The sequence below is a fragment of the Kribbella sp. WER1 genome (genome assembly GCF_054189145.1).
Map to the genome: position 1 here is coordinate 1011453 of NZ_CM135186.1, position 16867 is coordinate 1028319.

The 16867-nt window shown below is 71.0% G+C and carries 13 protein-coding genes and 2 riboswitches; all 13 genes read right to left on the reverse strand.

Features of this window, described 5'->3' with window-relative positions:
- Nucleotides 1–104: 104 nt before the first annotated feature.
- Nucleotides 105–938 carry a putative RNA methyltransferase gene (locus ACXJJ3_RS05035; protein ID WP_458168757.1) on the reverse strand — a complete coding sequence of 278 codons (834 nt, stop codon included), beginning with the start codon at nt 936–938 and terminating at the stop codon, nt 105–107.
- A gap of 5 nt (nt 939–943) precedes the next feature.
- A complete protein-coding gene (locus ACXJJ3_RS05040; RefSeq protein ID WP_458168758.1) occupies nt 944–1783 on the reverse strand; it encodes an ABC transporter permease in 840 nt (279 codons plus the stop codon).
- A 22-nt stretch (nt 1784–1805) separates the two neighbouring features.
- Nucleotides 1806–2741, reverse strand: a complete 936-nt coding sequence (locus ACXJJ3_RS05045) for an ATP-binding cassette domain-containing protein (protein ID WP_458168759.1) — start codon at nt 2739–2741, stop codon at nt 1806–1808.
- Nucleotides 2742–2749: 8 nt separating this feature from the next.
- Nucleotides 2750–3817 (reverse strand): LolA family protein, encoded by a 1068-nt coding sequence (locus ACXJJ3_RS05050; protein ID WP_458168760.1) that lies wholly within the window; start codon nt 3815–3817, stop codon nt 2750–2752.
- 177 nt (nt 3818–3994) lie between these two features.
- Nucleotides 3995–5347, reverse strand: a complete 1353-nt coding sequence (bluB, locus tag ACXJJ3_RS05055; RefSeq protein WP_458168761.1) for a 5,6-dimethylbenzimidazole synthase — start codon at nt 5345–5347, stop codon at nt 3995–3997.
- Nucleotides 5344–6684, reverse strand: coding sequence for a cobyrinate a,c-diamide synthase (locus ACXJJ3_RS05060; RefSeq protein WP_458168762.1), 1341 nt, complete (start codon nt 6682–6684; stop codon nt 5344–5346). The genes bluB and ACXJJ3_RS05060 overlap by 4 nt, the downstream gene beginning before the upstream one ends.
- The gene (gene cobO, locus ACXJJ3_RS05065) at nt 6678–7292 is read right to left on the reverse strand and encodes a cob(I)yrinic acid a,c-diamide adenosyltransferase (protein ID WP_458168763.1); all 615 of its coding nucleotides are present in this window, start codon (nt 7290–7292) and stop codon (nt 6678–6680) included. Before cobO ends, ACXJJ3_RS05060 begins: the two co-directional genes overlap by 7 nt.
- A gap of 1 nt (nt 7293) precedes the next feature.
- Nucleotides 7294–9294 (reverse strand): putative cobaltochelatase, encoded by a 2001-nt coding sequence (locus ACXJJ3_RS05070; protein WP_458168764.1) that lies wholly within the window; start codon nt 9292–9294, stop codon nt 7294–7296.
- Nucleotides 9295–9363: 69 nt separating this feature from the next.
- Nucleotides 9364–9479, reverse strand: a riboswitch (cobalamin riboswitch).
- A 150-nt stretch (nt 9480–9629) separates the two neighbouring features.
- Nucleotides 9630–10385: a 5'/3'-nucleotidase SurE gene (gene surE / locus ACXJJ3_RS05075; protein ID WP_458168765.1), complete on the reverse strand. Its 756-nt coding sequence runs from the start codon at nt 10383–10385 to the stop codon at nt 9630–9632.
- A gap of 13 nt (nt 10386–10398) precedes the next feature.
- The gene (gene cobN / locus ACXJJ3_RS05080; RefSeq protein WP_458168766.1) at nt 10399–14106 is read right to left on the reverse strand and encodes a cobaltochelatase subunit CobN; all 3708 of its coding nucleotides are present in this window, start codon (nt 14104–14106) and stop codon (nt 10399–10401) included.
- A 35-nt stretch (nt 14107–14141) separates the two neighbouring features.
- Nucleotides 14142–14256: riboswitch (cobalamin riboswitch) on the reverse strand.
- 2 nt (nt 14257–14258) lie between these two features.
- Nucleotides 14259–15227 carry a DUF3500 domain-containing protein gene (locus ACXJJ3_RS05085; protein WP_458168767.1) on the reverse strand — a complete coding sequence of 323 codons (969 nt, stop codon included), beginning with the start codon at nt 15225–15227 and terminating at the stop codon, nt 14259–14261.
- Nucleotides 15218–15898, reverse strand: coding sequence for a phosphoglycerate mutase family protein (locus ACXJJ3_RS05090; RefSeq protein ID WP_458168768.1), 681 nt, complete (start codon nt 15896–15898; stop codon nt 15218–15220). The genes ACXJJ3_RS05085 and ACXJJ3_RS05090 overlap by 10 nt, the downstream gene beginning before the upstream one ends.
- Nucleotides 15889–16830: a cobalamin biosynthesis protein gene (locus tag ACXJJ3_RS05095; RefSeq protein ID WP_458168769.1), complete on the reverse strand. Its 942-nt coding sequence runs from the start codon at nt 16828–16830 to the stop codon at nt 15889–15891. Before ACXJJ3_RS05095 ends, ACXJJ3_RS05090 begins: the two co-directional genes overlap by 10 nt.
- Nucleotides 16831–16867: the final 37 nt, after the last annotated feature.

Sequence of the window (16867 nt, forward strand, 5' to 3'; positions counted from 1 at the left end):
CGGACCTGCACCACTCACCAACCTCATCGCGCCGGCCCCCGCGGGCAGCTGCCGAGCGGGAGTTGCCCGCTCGGCGGGTGGGTGGTGGGTGGTGGAGGTCCGCTTCACCGAGCGACATGCCAGGTCGACAGCGTGACCGACAGCGTGACGAGTGAAGGTTCCGGCAGTACTGCGATGCGCTGGAGCAGTTCGCGGTAGTTCAGGTGCCGGGCGCTCGGGGTCATCAGCACCAGCTGCTCCACGGCCGTGTGGTCGAGCGACATCGTCTCCTCGACCACCTCGTTCCCGACCCGGTCGAACTCCCCCGCCAGCGAATCCTCCAGACGGCGTTCCTTGTCCTCGTCGACACTCACCATCCCGAGGACGTCGACGAGCTCGGCGAGATGCCGCTGGTTCGGGGTGACGACGAGCAGCCGGCCGTCCGGCGCGAGGACACGCGCCATCTCCCCGGCGTTGCGGGGCGCGAACACGTTCAGCATCACCTGCGCGGAGCCGTCGACGAGCGGCAGCTCCCGCCACGCGTCGCACACCACCGACGCGATCCGCGGATCCACCTTCGCGGCCCGGCGGGCGGCGTACTTCGACACGTCCAGCGCGATGCCCCGGCGGCGCTCCGACAGGCCGAGCACGCCGGCCAGGTAGTAGCCCGTACCGGCGCCCACCTCCACGACCAGGTCGTCGTCGCCCAGCCCGGCGGCGAGGATCAGCGCATCCCGGATCGGGGCGTAGTGTCCGGTGCCGAGGAAGACCGTCCGGGCGCCGACCATCGCGGCCGAGTCGCCCTCGATCCCGTTCGACGCCGCGGGCAACAAGTTCAGGTAGCCCTGCTTGGCCAGGTCGTACGCATGCCCGCGCGGGCAGCGCGCCGTCCGCTCCGCCAGCACCAGCGAATCCGCACACACCGGGCAACGCAGGACGGCGACGAGGTCTGGTTCCACAGACACTAAGTTATGTCGCGGCTCGTGATTCTGGCCCAGGCGGCTGCGTAGAAGACGACGACGTACCCGGCCTGCAGGAGCAGGTTGCGGATGATGTCGTGGTAGTACGGCGGATCTCGGAGCAGGTCTGCGAACGACTGCCAGCGGTAGATCAGCAGCCACGGGTGGATCGCACTCAGCTGCGGGATCGCGGTCAGGATGCCGAGGATGACGAACGCCCCGAACGTCGCCGCCATCGCGGCCAGCGGGGTGGAGGTCAGCGACGAGACGAACAGGCCGATCGCGGCGAGGCCGAGCAGCGACAGTGCGATCACCACCGCGATGCCGAGCGCGCGGACCAGCCCGTCGCCGAGTGAGACGGTCGAGCCGGAGAGCAGCAGGACGTCGCCGACCGGGAACAGGATGAAGCCGACGATCAGGCCGGACAGCCAGATCACCATCGTCGCGGCCAGGCAGAAGATGCTCAGCGCGACCATCTTCGCGGCGAGCAGTCTGGAGCGGCCGGCGGGTGCGGTGAGCAGGTTGCGGAGAGTACCGAGGCTGGCCTCGCCGGCCAGGGACTCGCCGGAGACGACGGTGACCGCGGTCGGGAGGAAGAACGGCATCGAGAGGCCGAGGCTGCCGACGATCAGGAAGAGCCCGTTGCCGGCGATCTGCCCGAGGAAACCATCCGTGCCGCCGTCGGTGCCGGAGATCTTGATCGCGATCCCGATCAGCAGCGGTACGGCGGCCAGCACGCCCAGACCCACCTGAGTCCGCGCCCGCCCGAACACCAACCGCAACTCCGACCCGAACAACGCCAAGGTGTGCCGCCCAGCACTCGGCATCGTGCTGGGAACGCTCACTACTTCAGCAGCAGTTACAGGTTCACTCGGCGACATCGAAGCCCTCCCCGGTGAGTGCCACGAAAGCGTCCTCCAGGCTCGGGCGTTCCAGGCCGAAGCCGTGGATGCGAACGTCGGCGGCCACCAGCGCGGCCGCGAACTTCTCGATCGGGAGCTCGCCGGGGTCACCCTCGACGGTCTCCTCGGTAGTCTTCAGGTCCGTCACACCGAGACCCTGCAGGGTGTCCGCCGCCTGGGTGAGATCCGGCGTCCGGACCACCAGCCGCGGTCGGAGCTCGGCGCGCAGATCCGCCACGGTGGACTGCCGCAGCAGCTTCCCCCGGCTCATCACGGCCGCGTGCGTACAGACCTGCTCGACCTCGGCCAGCAGGTGCGTCGACGTGAACACCGTCGTACCGTCACCGGCCAGCTCACGGATCAGATGCCGGACCTCGCGGGTGCCCTGCGGGTCCAGCCCGTTCGTCGGCTCGTCCAGGACCAGCAGCTCCCGCCGCTGCATCAGCGCGACCGCGATCGCCAGCCGCTGCCGCATTCCGAGCGAGTACGCACGGACCTTCTTGCCGGCCGCATTCGACAGACCGACCCGCTCAAGCGCCTCCCCTGCGCGCGCCTTGCGGGTCTTCGGGTCTGCCGTCCGGTCCGCGGCGTCGAAGCGCAGCAGATTCGCCTGACCGGTCCAGAACGGATAGAACGCCGGGCCTTCGACCAGCGCGCCGACCCGGGGCAGCACCCGCAGGTGCGCCTTCGGCATCGACTCGCCGAGCAGCTCGACCGACCCGGACGTGGGGGCGATCAGGCCGAGCAGCATTCGGATCGTGGTGGTCTTCCCCGACCCGTTCGGGCCGAGGAAGCCGAACACGCTACCGGCCGGCACCTCCAGGTCCACCGCGTCCACCGCGACCTGGCCGCTGCGGAACCGTTTGGTCAACCCGTGGGTGACGACCGGCGCGCTCGCCATCTCGCTGCTCAGCGGGGGGCCTTGGCAGCGGCGGCCTGCAGGGTGTCCGGGGTGACCAGACCGGCGAACACCCGGCCGTCGTCGGTGATCAGCACGCTCACCATCTTGCTGGTCAGGATCTTGCCCTTGCCCCACGAGCCCTGCACGGTCGGCGCCTTCGCGAGCAGCTGTGCGAGCTGACCGTTCCCGGTCAGGCCGGCGGTCTGTGCGCCGCCCTTGATCTCCACGACGCTGTCCCAGCCGGTCCCGATCACGGTCGGCTTGGTGGCCGGCGTACCGGACTTGCGGGGAAGGGCCGTGCGCGGCGGCTCGACCTGCTTGGGCGCGATCTGCTTCGGGGTGGCCTTCGAGGGCACCTTCTGGTCGGTGACCTTGACACCCTTCGGCGGGGTGAACGTGAAGGTGCTCGCGGACGGTACGTCGAACGACACCGAGGTGAAGCCCAGCTCGATCGCCGGGTTACCGCCACTGCGCGGCAGCACGGTCACGTCCAGCGGGACCCAGGTCTTCGAGTCGATCGCCAGCGTCACCGAGCCGACCGTGGTCTTGTCGGTCTTCGGCACCAGGCGGAGCTTGTACGCGTCCCGGCCGGCGACCTTCTCGGTCCCGCTGACCTGGACCGTGGTGGTCGGGTCGATCGCCGCCAGGAACTGCTTCGCGACGTCCTGCGGGTTGTAGTTCTGCGGCGCGGTCTTCTCGGGCTTGGCGTTCTGGTGCGCGGGCAGGGTCAGCTTGGTCGCCTCACGCTTGGACGAGTCGTACGCCCAGGCGGACGTGCCGTCGGTCGTCCAGAGCCGCTCGGCCTGGTTGTCGAGCACCGACACCCGGGCCTTGTCCGGGCTCGCGAACGCGACCCGGGCGGTGTGCTGGCCGCTGAGCATGTCGGTGATCTGGCTGCCGGCACTGCCGCGGCCACCCATCCCCGGGATCGCCGGGAGCCCTAGGTCCGCGGTCGAGCTGACCGTGCCGCTGAGGCCGGCCACCTTCGCGGTCTGCACCTTGGTGAGCAGATCCTGCGCGGTGATGCTCGGCAGCTTCGGCGACGCGTCCGCGACCACCGGGCCGAGTGCCCCCACCCCTGCCACCACGGCTACCGCCGTGACTGGAACCAACCATCGTCTGTTGCGCTGCGCTACGCCCATGGATACAGCCTCGCACCGCGTGCCGACGGAACCAAGGCCCCTCCGGGGAGGTTCACCCGAAAGAGTGAGGCCCGTGTACGACCCAGGTAGTACATGAGCCTCAGAAACGTCTCAGCGGGACTGTTTCAGGCCGGAAGCGGCCGCGCCTTCGCTCAGGCCGAGAGCCAGGGCCTTGGCGAGCGGCGAGTCGGTTGCCACCCGTACGTCGAGGTGCCCGGCCCCCTGCAGCGCGAGGTCGCGGGCGAGCTCCACGCCGTACTCCTCGGCCTCGTCGGGGGTGCGGGCGGGGCGCCAGAGTACGCCGAAGTCGTGGTCCGGCCGGGTGGGCCGCAGATCCACCACGAGCGACTCCGGATCCCGCAGGTCGGCCGCGTCGCCGCCGACGATCACCCGGATGCGCTGGCCGGTCGCGGGTACGGCGTTCGGGACGGCCTGCTGGGCGTCGTCGCGGATCGACGTACCGCGGCGGCCCCACGCTTCCTGGTGGACCGCCCAGGACAGCGGGCGGCGGTCGGCCCAGCCGGTGGTGACGAGTTCCGGGGCGGGCGCGAACCGGTCGACGTACCCGACGCAGAGGTAGCCGATCAGCTCGACGTGCGGCGGCAGGCCGAGGACGTCCGCGACCTCCTCCGGCCCGAAGAACGACACCCAGCCGACGCCGAGCCCTTCGGCGCGGGCCGCCAGCCAGAGGTTCTGGATCGCGATCGCCGCCGAGAACCAGGTGGTCCGCGGGTCCGCGTGCCGGCCGAGGACATGCCGGCCGCCGCGGCCCGGGTCGCAGGTCACCGCGATGTTCAGCGGGGCGTCGAGGATCGCCTCGATCTTCAGCCCGTCGAACGCCTGCCGCCGCTGCTCCGGCAGCGACCGGGCGAAGACGTCCCGTTGCCGCGCGGCGAGGTCGTGCACCTTCTGCCGGGTCGCGACGTCCCGGATCAGCAGGAAGTCCCACGGCTGGCTGAGCCCCACGCTCGGCGCGCGATGCGCCGCCTCCAGCACTCTCGTCAGCAGATCCTCCTCGATCGGCACCCCCAGAAATCCCCGGCGCACGTCCCGGCGCTCCGCGATCACCCGATGCACGATCTCCCGTTCCTTCTCCTCATATCCAGGAGCAGGCAGGCGGCCGACAGCCACGGTTGCGTTGGCGGCCTTGGTTTTCGGGACGACCAGCTCGGCGCCGGCTGCCTGGACTGCTGCTTCGGCGACGCTCGGCGTTCCCTTCAGCTCGGCGACCAGGGCGCTCGGGGACGGGACGGGTTGAGTCGCCAGCTCGTCGCTCGTGAAGGTTCGTACTTCGGCGTGCAGGTGGTCGGCCAGTTGGCGCAGGGCGGGTTCGGACTCGCGGCCGGTGAGGGTGACAAGCAGGTGGACCTCGCCGGGCAGGTCGCGTACGGCGGCGTCGACCGCGGCGGCGAGTTCGGCGTACGGCGTACCGGAGCGGAGGCCGACCCCGACGACGAGCCTCATCCCGCGTACGCGCGGGCCGCCGCGACGAGCCGGGCCGGGACGTCCGGGGTGGCGGTCCAGTGCAGGTGCAGGTACGACGCGTGCACGTGCGGGAGCGTGATGCCCTCGACACCGCCGGGGAGATGCCAGGCGGGCCGTACGTCGTCCGCGAGGTGGATCGCGGTGCGGTGGAACTCGTGGCCGCGGACCCGGCGGCCCTCGTCGAAGAACGCGGTCGTGGTGGCGGCGACCGCCGTCCGGTAGCCGAGGGTGAGGCGCGAGGTCATGGTCGCGGTTGCGGGCAGGACGCCGGTCATCTCATGGCCGTCGAGGTCGCGGCAGAGGTACAGGAAGCCGGCGCATTCGGCGACGGTCGGGAGGCCGTTGGTGACCGCGGTTGCTACTTGGTCTCGCAGTGCGGTGTTGGCGGAGAGGGCCTCGGCGTGGAGTTCGGGGAAGCCGCCGCCCAGGTAGAGGGCGGCGGTGGCATCGGGGAGTTTGTCGGTGAGGGGGTCGAAGGTGACGACGTCGGCGCCCGCGGCGGTGAGGAGCTCGGTCGTTTCGGTGTAGTGGAAGGAGAAGACCGGGCCGCCCGCAACAGCAACCACCGGCCGCTTTCCCTCAACTGTGGTGGCTGTTGGGGTCCAGGGCGCTGCTTGCTGGGGTGGGGCAGCGTGGGCTGCGGCTACTACTGCGTCCAGGTCTACGCCTTGGCGGACCAGTTCGGCGGCGGCAGCTACCGCGTTCTCGGCTTGGGTTTGTTGTTCGGCGGCGGGGACGAGGCCGAGGTGGCGGCTCGGGACCGTCAGGCGGGTGTCGCGGCGCAGGACGCCCAGCACCGGTACGCCGGTCGGCGCCACGCCCGCCCGGACTTCGGTCTCGTGGCGGTCCGAGCCGACCTTGTTCAGGATCACGCCGACGATCCGTACTTCGGTGTCGTAGGCAACGAACCCCTGGACGACCGCGCCGACACTGCGACCGGCGGCGGACGCGTCGACCACCAGGACCACCGGTGCCTTCAGGAGTTTCGCGACGTGTGCCGTGGACGAGAAACCTTCCGTCCCGAGCGCCCCGTCGTACAGCCCCATCACACCTTCGACGACCGCGAGGTCCGCGCCGGTCGCGCCGTGCGCGAACAGCGGGGCGACCAGGTCCTCCCCGGACAGCATCGGGTCGAGGTTGCGGCCCGGCCGGCCGGTCGCGACTGCGTGGAAGCCGGGATCGATGTAGTCCGGCCCGACCTTGAACCCGGCGACCGTGTGCCCCGCCTGCCGGAGCGCGGCCATCAGCCCGACCGCGACCGTCGTCTTCCCGGCACCCGAGGACGGCGCCGCCACCACGACCCGCGGGATCACCACTCGATACCCTTCTGGCCCTTCTGGCCCGCGTCCATCGGATGCTTCAGCTTGGTCATCTCGGCGGCGAGGTCCGCGGCCGCGAGCAGTTTCGGATGCGCGTCCCGGCCGGTGATCACGACGTACTGATGCCCGGGCCGCCCGGTCAGCGTCTCGACGACCTCGTCGACGTCGACCCAGCCCCACTTCATCGGGTACGTGAACTCGTCCAGCACGTACAGGTCGTGCGTCTCCGCGGCCAGCCGGCGCTGGATCTCCCGCCAGCCCTCGAGCGCGTCGGCGGCGTGGTCCTCCTCGGTGCCGGCCTTGCGGGACCAGCTCCAGCCCTCGCCCATCTTGTGCCACTCGACCGGCCCGCCCTGCCCGGTCGCCTCATGCACCGCGCCGAGCGCCTTGAACGCGGTCTCCTCGCCGACCTTCCACTTCGCGCTCTTCACGAACTGGAAGACCCCGAGGTTCCAGCCCTGGTTCCAGGCCCGCAGTGCCATCCCGAACGCGGCGGTCGACTTCCCCTTCATCTCGCCGGTGTGCACCATCAGCAGCGGACGGTTGCGGCGCTGCCGGGTGGTCAGGCCGTCGTCCGGTACGGCGGCCGGCCGCCCCTTCGGCATCTCAGGCCACCTTCCGGTCCGTGACCGTCCGGATGAGGTTGCCGGCGGCAACATCCCCGAGGTCGAGGTACTCCGCGCCGAGGTCGGCGGCGAGCTCCGCGGCGAGGCCGAGCCGGACGCCGCGGCGCGGTTCGCAGTCGACCACGACGGTCGCGATCCCGCGCTGTGCGAGCTGCCCGGCGACCTGCCGGGCGCGGGCGAACGCGTTGTCGCCGTGCGTGGCGCGGCCGTCGGTGACGAGCACCAGGAGCGGCCGCCGGCGCGGGTCGCGGATCGCGGCGATCCGCAGTACCTCGGCGGCCTGCAGGAGACCTTCCGCGAGCGGGGTCCGGCCGCCGGTGGGGAGGGATTCGAGGCGCCGTACGGCGGTCTCGACGCTGCCGGTCGGCGGGAGGGCGACGGTCGCGGACTGCGCGGCGAAGGTGACGAGGCCGACGGTGTCGCGGCGCTGGTACGCGTCCAGCAGGAGCGAGACGATCGCGGTCTTCACCTCGCCCATCCGCTTCTTGGTCCCCATCGAGCCGGACGCGTCGACACAGAACAGCACGAGGTTTCCCTCACGCCCCTCACGCACAGCCAGCCGTACGTCGTCCGCCCGCACCACGAGCCCCGGCCCGGTGCGCCCCCGAACCTTCTGGAACGGCGCCGCGCTCCGCACCGTCCCCAGCACATGCGGCCGCCCAGCCTCGCGGCCGACCCGCGCCCGCTCCCCCACAACCCTTCCCACCTCGGTCAAAGCCCGAGACCGCCGCCCGGCCACCCCGGCCCCGGCAGTCTGCACACTCAACAACCGAGCCTTGTACGGCTGAGAGCTCCCGGCAACCTCCCCGCTCGGCGCGGCTCCTCCCCCGTCACGCGCGCCGTCGTCGGACTTACCAACCTGTTCCACTTCAGCTGTTCCAGAGTTGTCGGGCGGTCTCTCCGGGCTCGACCCTCCGCCGGAGCCGTCCGGTCCGTCCGGGTTGTCGTCCGGGTCTTCCGGTGGAGTGCTGTTGTTGATGGCTTCTTCCAGTTGTTCCTGGTCCAGCCCGGGTGCGTCGAACGGGTTCCGGCGGCGGCGGTGTGGGAGGGCCAGTTTGGCGGCGGCGCGGACGTCCTCGACCTCGACGACCGTCCGGCCCGACCACGCCGCATGCGCGACCGCAGTGCGTGCCGTCACCAGGTCCGCACGCATCCCGTCGACGTCGAACGACGCGCAGATCTCCGCGATCTGCCGCAGCGCCGCGTCCGTGAGGATCACCTCGGACAGCAGGTCGCGCGCCTTCACGATCCGTTCGGCCAGCTCCCGCTGCGGCCCGTCGTACCGCGCCACGAACCCGTCCGGATCCGCCTCGTACCCGAGCCGTGCGCGCATCACCTCGACCCGCACCGCCGGATCCCGGCTGGCGACCACGTCCACGGTCAGCCCGAACCGGTCGAGCAGCTGCGGCCGCAGCTCGCCCTCCTCCGGGTTCATCGTGCCGACCAGCACGAACCGCGCCGGATGCGTCACCGACACCCCGTCCCGCTCCACGGTCGCCCGGCCCATCGCGGCAGCATCCAGCAGTACGTCGACCAGGTGGTCGTGCAGCAGGTTGACCTCGTCGACGTACAGCAGCCCGCGGTGCGCGGCCGCGAGCAGCCCCGGCTCGTACGCCGTGACGCCCTCGGCGAGCGCCTTCTCCAGGTGCAGCGACCCGAGCACCCGGTCCTCCGTCGCACCGACCGGCAACTCCACCAAGCGCGCCGCCCGCGACTCCCCGTCCCCGGTATGCGGCCCGTCCGGACACGCCGGATCCGGCCGCGCCGGGTCACACGAGAAGCGGCAGCCCGGTACGACGTCCACCGGCGGCAGGATCTCGGTCAGCGCCCGCACCGCGGTCGACTTCGCCGTACCCTTCTCGCCGCGGATCAGCACCCCGCCGATCGCCGGCGAGATCGCGGCCAGGACCAGCGCGAGCTGAAGCTCGTCCATCCCGACGACCGCGGTGAACGGGAACGAGTTCGGCATTGCAGCCCGCATCGGCGGTGACCCTTTCGTCGAGCGGGTATCCACGCCCGCTACGGCACTGGTACGCCGGGACCGCACGTGCGGGTCCGGCGGACGGCTGCGGATGTCCTGGCTCCCAGAGTCACAACCCTGGTCACAGTGGCGGGACCGCCCCGGATTCGCACCGGTGTTCCTCCACAACCGTCGGCCCGATCATGGCACACCGCGTCGCGGCCGACCGCGACCAGGTTCACATCGTCCGGCGGACCCGCGCCACTCATCAACCGCGGCTCACGCGCGAGTCGGGGCCGCGGCTGAGCGTGGGCCGGTCGGCCCGGTGGCGGTTGGTGAGTGCCTGAGGTCCGCGCCTACCGCGTGAGGCGCTTGGCCAGAGCGGTGGCGGCGGCGTCGTCGGGGACCTCGCGGATGCCGACGATCGGGGTGACGGTGACGAAACCCTCCGCCAGCAGGGCTTCGTCGGTGCCGGGGGCGGCAGCCGTACCCGGGCGTTCGATGGTGACCATCGGCTCGCCGGTCGGCGCCTTGACGCCGACCAGGCGGGTGCGTTTCGGGGTCGCCAGCGAGGCGTGCCGGACACCGGCGAGCTGCTCCAGCGGGCGGTCGGGGACGTTGATCGTGAGCACCGTGCCGGCCGGCTCGGACTCGATCCACCCGAGCGCCTCGCCGGCCACCGTCGCCGCGGTCGGCCAGTGCCCGGGGTCGTCGGAGTCGATGCTGACGGCAACCGCCGACAGGCCCATCCCGGCCGCGGTCAGCGCCGCCGCGACGGTGCCGGAGTGGAAGATCGGTACGCCGATGTTCAGCCCGCGGTTGATCCCGGACAGCACCAGGTCCGGCGGCGGGCCGAACGCGCCGACGCAGGCCAGCGTCACCGCGAGCGCCGGCGTCCCCTCGATGCCGGCGAACGTGACGCCGTGCTCGTCGTCGGACACCGTCCGGATCGGCCGCCCGATCATCCCGGCGCGGGCCGAGCCGACGCCGCTCTCGTCGAGCAGCGGCGCGACCACGAGTACGTCGTACCCGAGTTCGGCGATCGCCGGTGCGAGGGCCCGGATGCCGGGCGCGAGGTAACCGTCGTCATTGGTGATCAGTACCCGTGGCATACCTCAAACCCAATCAGGCCCGGTCCTCGATGTCACCCTCCGTCTCAAGGACTGCGTTCCGCAGCGTCTCCAGCGCCTCGTCGGACGGCTCCGCCCAGAGACCGCGCTGGGCGGCCTCGAGCAGCCGTTCCGCGATCCCGTGCCGCGCCCACGGGTTCGACTTCCGGAAGAACTCGGCCATCTCCGGGTCCGCGACGTACTCGCTGGTCAGCGACTCGTACATCCAGTCGTCCACCACGCCGGCGGTCGCGTCGTACCCGAACAGGTAGTCGACGGTCGCCGCCATCTCGAACGCGCCCTTGTACCCGTGCCGGCGCATCGCGGCCATCCACCGCGGGTTCACCACCCGGGCGCGGAACACCCGCTTGGCCTCCTCCTCCAGCGTCCGCGTCTTGACCTGCGCGGGCACGGCGGAGTCGCCGACGTACGCCTTCGGGTTCGCGCCGGTCAGGTGCCGGACCATCGCGATCATGCCGCCGTGGTACTGGAAGTAGTCGTCGGAGTCCATGATGTCGTGCTCGCGGGTGTCGGCGTTCTTGGCCGCGACCTGGATCCGGGCGTACGCGCGCTCCATCGGGCCGCGGGCCTCGGCGCCGTCGAGGTCCTTGCCGTACGCGTACCCGCCCCAGACGGCGTACACCTCGGCGAGCTCCGCGTCGGTGCGCCAGTTCCGGGCGTCGACCAGCGGCAGCAGACCGGCGCCGTACGAGCCGGGCTTGGAGCCGAACACCCGGGCCGTCGCCTGCCGTACGTCGTTGCCCGCAGCAACGTCCTCGTCGACGTGTGCCTTCAGGTAGTTGCCGTCGGTGTCCTCGTCCAGAGCGGCGACGGTCCGGACCGCCTCGTCCAGCAACGCGACCACGTGCGGGAACGCGTCCCGGAAGAACCCGGAGATCCGGATCGTCACGTCGATCCGCGGCCGGCCGAGCTCCTCGAGCCCGACGACCTCGAAGCTCGTCACCCGGCGCGACGCCTCGTCCCAGACCGGACGGCAGCCGAGCAGCCAGAGCACCTCCGCCAGGTCGTCGCCCTGCGTCCGCATCGCCGACGTACCCCAGATCGTCAGGCCGACCGAACGCGGGTACTCCCCCGTCTCGGCCCGGTGCCGCGCGAGCAGCGAGTCGGCCAGCGCGACGCCGACGTCCCACGCGTTCCGGCTGGGAATCGCCTTCGGGTCGACGGCGTAGAAGTTCCGCCCGGTCGGCAGCACGTTCACGAGTCCCCGGGTCGGCGACCCCGAAGGCCCGGCCTCCACGAACCGCCCGTCCAGCGCCCGCAGTACGTTGGCCAACTCGTCGCCGGTCCGCCCCAGCCGAGGCACAACCTCCGTCGCCGCGAAGGCCAGCGACCGCTCGACCTCAGGGCACGCCCGGGCCAGCACCTCGGCGACGACGACCGGAACCTTCGTCTCGTCCCACCCGAGCGTCTCCATCCCGAGCACGAGCTTCCGCGCCAGCGCCTCCAGCAGGTCGACCCCGTCCGCCGCGCTCACGGCGGGCAGGTCGGCGAGAGCCGCCAGACCGGCAAGCTCGGCCGCCGCCCCCGGGTTCTCCAGCAGCGCGGCCTCGTCCACCCCGAACGCCTCACCCAGCGCGGTCCGCAGCCCGGGGATCGAGTACGACCCACCCCACAGCTGCCGGGCCCGCAGTACCGCGAGCACCAGATTCACCCGCGCCTCGCCGGTCGGCGCGCCGCCGAGGATGTGCAACCCGTCGCGGATCTGCACGTCCTTGATCTCGCACAGATACCCGTCCAGATGCAGCACGAACTCGTCGAAGTCCTCGTCAGACGGCTTGTCGGACGTGTGCAGGTCGTGGTGCAGCTGCGCCGCCTGGATCAGCGTCCAGATCTGCGCCCGCAGCGTCGGTACCTTCTCCGGGTCCAGCGCCGACACCGTCGCGTACTCGTCCAGCAGGTACTCGAGCTTCGCCATGTCGCCGTACGTCTCGGCCCGGGCCATCGGCGGCACCAGGTGGTCGACGACCGTCGCGTGCGCCCGGCGCTTCGCCTGCGTCCCCTCGCCCGGGTCGTTGACGATGAACGGGTACACCATCGGCAGGTTCCCGAGGACCGCGTCCGGCGCGCAGCCGGCCGCCATCCCGATCCCCTTGCCCGGCAGCCATTCCAGCGTCCCGTGCTTGCCCAGGTGGACGACGGCGTGTGCGCCGAAACCGCCCTCGTCCGGGGCGGCCTCCAGCCACCGGTACGCCGCCAGGTAGTGGTGCGACGGCGCCATGTCCGGGTCGTGGTAGATCGCCACCGGGTTCTCTCCGAACCCGCGCGGCGGCTGGATCATCAGTACGACGTTCCCGAACCGCAACGCGGCCAGCGCGATCGCCGGCTCGGCGCCCGAGTGGTCGACGTACAGCTCGCCGGGCGCCCCGCCCCACGCCTCGATCATTGCCGTCTGCAACGATTCCGGCGTACGGCCGAACCACTGCGCATAGGTGGACAGCGGCACCTTCGCGACCGCGTTCTCCAGCTGCTCGTCGGTCAGCCAGTCGACGTCGTGCCCGCCCGCGGCGATCAGCCGGTGGATCAGCCCGTCGGCGCCGTCCGCGCCCTGTAGCTCGCTGAGGTCGAGCCCGCCGAGGTCGTACCCGGCCGCTTCGAGCTGCCCGAGCAGGACGACCGCGGACGCCGGGGTGTCGAGGCCGACCGCGTTCCCGATCCGCGCATGCTTCGTCGGGTACGACGACAGCACCAGCGCGAGCCGCTTCTCGGCCGCCGGCACGTGCCGCAACCGGGCATGCGCGACCGCGATCCCCGCGAGCCGCGCGCACCGCTCCGGGTCCGGGGTGTACCGCGCGAGCCCGTCGGCGTCGTACGACTTGAACGAGAACGGCACCGAGATCAGCCGCCCGTCGAACTCCGGGATCGCGACCTGCGTCGCAGCGTCCAGCGGGCTGATCGCCGCGTCGCTGTCCAGCCACTGCTCGCGCGTCGAGGTCAGCGCGAGGCCCTGGATCAACGGGATGTCGAGCGACGCGAGCGCACCCGCGTCCCACGCGTCGTCCGCCCCGCCGGCGCTCGCGTTCGCCGCCACCGATCCGCCTGCGGCGAGCAGCGTCGTCACGAGTACGTCGCACTTGCGGAGCAGGTCGAACAGGCCCGCGTTCTCGTCGCCGGCCGGGTCGAGCCCGCGCAGCGTCCCGCAGTACACGGGCAAGGGTTGCGCGCCGGCGTCCGCGACCGCCGCGGCCAGGGTGTCGACGAACGCGGTGTTGCCGGAGATCTCGTGCGCCCGGTAGTACACGATGCCGACCACGGGCCGGTCGTCCTCGACGTACGTGCCGCGAAGCCCGTACGTCGGCAGCGCGCGCGGCGGGTCGAACTCGTCGCCGGTCAGCAGCAGCGTGTCGCGGAGGAACCCTGCCAGGTTGCGCAGGTTGTCCGCGCCGCCCTCCCGCAGGTAGGCGAGCGCCTCGGTGACCGCCCCGGCCGGCACGGTCGACAGCGCCATCAACTCAGCGTCCGGCGCCGCCTCCCCGCTGACCACCACCGCGGGCTTCCCGGCCGCCACCACGGCGTCGAGCCCGTCTTCCCAAGCACGCCGGCCACCCAACAGCCGCACCACGACGACATCAGCCGCGTCGAGCAGCGGACCGAGGGCTTCGGCGGCCAGCCGCGCGGGATTGGCGACCGCCCACCCGGCGCCCGCCTCCGCGGCAGCCAGCAGATCGGTGTCAGCAGTAGACAGCAACAGAAGATTGGCAGCCACGACAGCACAGTCCTTCCCGGGATGTCCACGTCCCGACCGGAGGTACGACGGCGGCAGTTCCTGACTCCCCCGAACACACGGGGTCACAGTGGCGGGACCGTCCCGGACTCACACCGGGTTCCTGCTGATGCCGTCGAATGACGCTGCTGACTCTATCTGTGCATCGCGTAGTGGGCGGCGAGCAGGTCGGTGCCCCAGTCGTTGCGGAGGTCGCGCCAGACGGAGTGGATGTGGTTGGCGTTGTCCTGGGTGTTGTCGTACTCCGCGAGGAAGGTGGGGCCGGCGATCGAGTAGTAGTGGCGGTGACCGATGCCGGGGGTTGTCTCGCCGGCCCAGGCGAAGGTCAGGTTGTCGATGCCGTTCTCGGTGATGTCCTGCCAGGTCTGGAGGCCGATCGGGCCGGCGGCGCGGCCGATGTACTGGCCGATCAGCAGGCTGAGGAGCTGGCGTTGCTGTTCGTTCATGTCGCCGTACGGGAGGCCTCGGTGCAGCAGGGACGCGTCGGCCACCGGGTCGTGGCGGGTGAGGATGTCGTCGGGTGCGTCAGGTGAGACCAGCGCGACCTCCAGCTGCCCAGGCTCCAGCGCGTGCAGCAAGTCGAAGCCCAGGTCCTGTTCCGCGGTCAGGAAGCGGCGCCCGGTCTCAGGACCGGTCAGTACCTGCGCCGGGTTCGACCCGATGAACTGTGGCGTGAACGCGATCGCCCCGTCGATCACGGCGACGTGCAGCGCCAGATGGTGTCCGTTGAGGCGCCAGGCCCACGGGCCGGTACCAGCCGGGTCACCGAGCACCCGTAGGAAGAACCGGCCGCCAAGAACCGAGCCCTCCCACTCTCCTGACTCCGGCAGCGCCGGAATGCCGCGCAGAATGACTTCCGCGTCCAGAACCGCCCAGGAATCAGCCGCACCACGTTCACTGCACCCAAGCTCGACCAGCCGCGTCGCCAGCAGTTGCTGAGCCGGTGTGAGCTCCGACAGCGGCAAACCGGCCCGGTCACCCGGCAGGTACGTCCACTCCTTGTGGTCAGGCGTGTCGAACGGCGCCTTGATCTTGTCGAGCTGTGCGGGCGACAGGCTCGCCAGCAGATCGAGTACGGCGTCCCGCGTCTGCGCTACAACCATGCCGATCGCTCCTGTTCCGAGGCTTGATATGTCGTCCATTGTTCGAACGGCCGGTCCAGCTTGTACCGGAAATCGGGCTGGCGCAGCAGGACGCGTGTTTCCGCGTTCCCAGGGTTGCGCAGCGACTCGAAGAACCGTACCGACCAGTGGAACCAGCGCGTGCAGAACAACCGCATGGTGAGCCCGTGCGACACCAGCAGCACGTTCTTCGGCGCGTCCGGCGTCTCGAAGTCGCGGTGCATCGTCTCCAGGAACGTGGACACCCGGTCGTACACGTCCGCACCGGACTCGCCGTGGGTGAAGCGGTAGAAGAAGTGCCCGAATTCGTTCCGCAACTGCTCCTGCTGCTCGATGTCCGCGGTGTCCTGCAGGTTCGCCCAGTCCTGCTCCCGCAACCGCGGTTCCTCCCGCGGCAGGCCGATCAAGTCGTCCAGCCCGAGCGAATCGAGCGTCTGCCGCGTCCGCAGGTACGGCGACACGTAGACGCGCACGGGCTCATTCTGGAACAGCTCACGCAACTCCCGCCCCGTTTTGGCGGCCTGCTCATGCCCCAACGCTGTCAGCGGTACTGCGTGATCCGGCGTCCGCTCGTACACGGTCTTGTCCAGATTCGCCTCAGACTCCCCATGCCGAACCAACACAATCCGCAACGGCCGATGACTCAAGCCCATCTCTTCCCCTTGCTAGGTCGAGTGAGGAGGGCTGCGACGCCAGCGGCCGCTAGGCCTACTCGTCTGGCGAGGTTGGCTGTGCGGCGGATGTCTGGGACAGCGGGTGGTGGGCCGTCGCCGAGTGTGCCGCGGTTTTCGACGTACGTACCGTAGTCGTTGGTGCCGCCCAGTGTGACGCCGAGTGCTCCGGCGAACGCCGCCTCGACCGGACCGGCGTTCGGGCTCGGGTGCTTCGGGGCGTCCCGCCGCCAGATGCGCCGCGTTTCCACCGGCCGGCCGGACACCAGCCCGGTCAACGCCGCGCACACCCGCGCGGGCAGCAGGTTGAGTACGTCGTCCAGCCGCGCCGCCGCCCAGCCGAAGTTCTCGTACTTCGGCGACCGGTACCCGACCATCGCATCCAGCGTGTTCGCCGCGCGGTACGCGAGCAGGCCGGGGATACCGAACACCCCGCCCCACAACAACGGCGCGACACACGCGTCCGAGGTGTTCTCGGCGATCGACTCCACCGTCGCCCGCGCGAGCTCGTCGGCCTCCAGGTCGGTCGCGTCCCGCGCGCACAGGTGGCTGAGCCGATCGCGGGCGCCGGGGATGTCCTTCTCCTCCAGCAACGTCGCCATCGTTTCGGCTTCACGTTCGAGGCTGCGGGCGCCGAGGACGGTCCACGTCGCGGCGGCGGTGACCGCGGTGTGGAGGAGCGGATGCTTGCGGGTGAGTCGCTCGGCGGCAACGCCCAAGACTGTCGTAGTACCGACCAGCAGCGCTGTGTGTACAGCTCCGTTGAGGCGCGAGTCGGCGTACACCCGGCGCTCCAGCGCGGACGCCGTACGGCCGAAGCCGGCGACCGGGTGGTAGCGGCGGGGGTCGCCGAGAAGGCGGTCGGCCGTGAAGCCCAGGAGGAGGCCGAGAGCCCTGGTGTTTGCGCTGGACACCCTGGGAAGTCTGCCAGGTGGGCGGCTGTGATTGGGT

Coding starts and splice junctions, on each gene's coding strand:
- ACXJJ3_RS05045 (WP_458168759.1), bottom strand. CDS start 2,741: ATGGCGAGCGCGCCGGTCGTCACCCACGGGTTGACCAAACGGTTCCGC.
- cobO (WP_458168763.1), bottom strand. CDS start 7,292: ATGCCGAAGGGGCGGCCGGCCGCCGTACCGGACGACGGCCTGACCACC.
- ACXJJ3_RS05090 (WP_458168768.1), bottom strand. CDS start 15,898: ATGGGCTTGAGTCATCGGCCGTTGCGGATTGTGTTGGTTCGGCATGGG.
- ACXJJ3_RS05070 (WP_458168764.1), bottom strand. CDS start 9,294: ATGCGGGCTGCAATGCCGAACTCGTTCCCGTTCACCGCGGTCGTCGGG.
- bluB (WP_458168761.1), bottom strand. CDS start 5,347: ATGAGGCTCGTCGTCGGGGTCGGCCTCCGCTCCGGTACGCCGTACGCC.
- surE (WP_458168765.1), bottom strand. CDS start 10,385: ATGCCACGGGTACTGATCACCAATGACGACGGTTACCTCGCGCCCGGC.
- ACXJJ3_RS05085 (WP_458168767.1), bottom strand. CDS start 15,227: ATGGTTGTAGCGCAGACGCGGGACGCCGTACTCGATCTGCTGGCGAGC.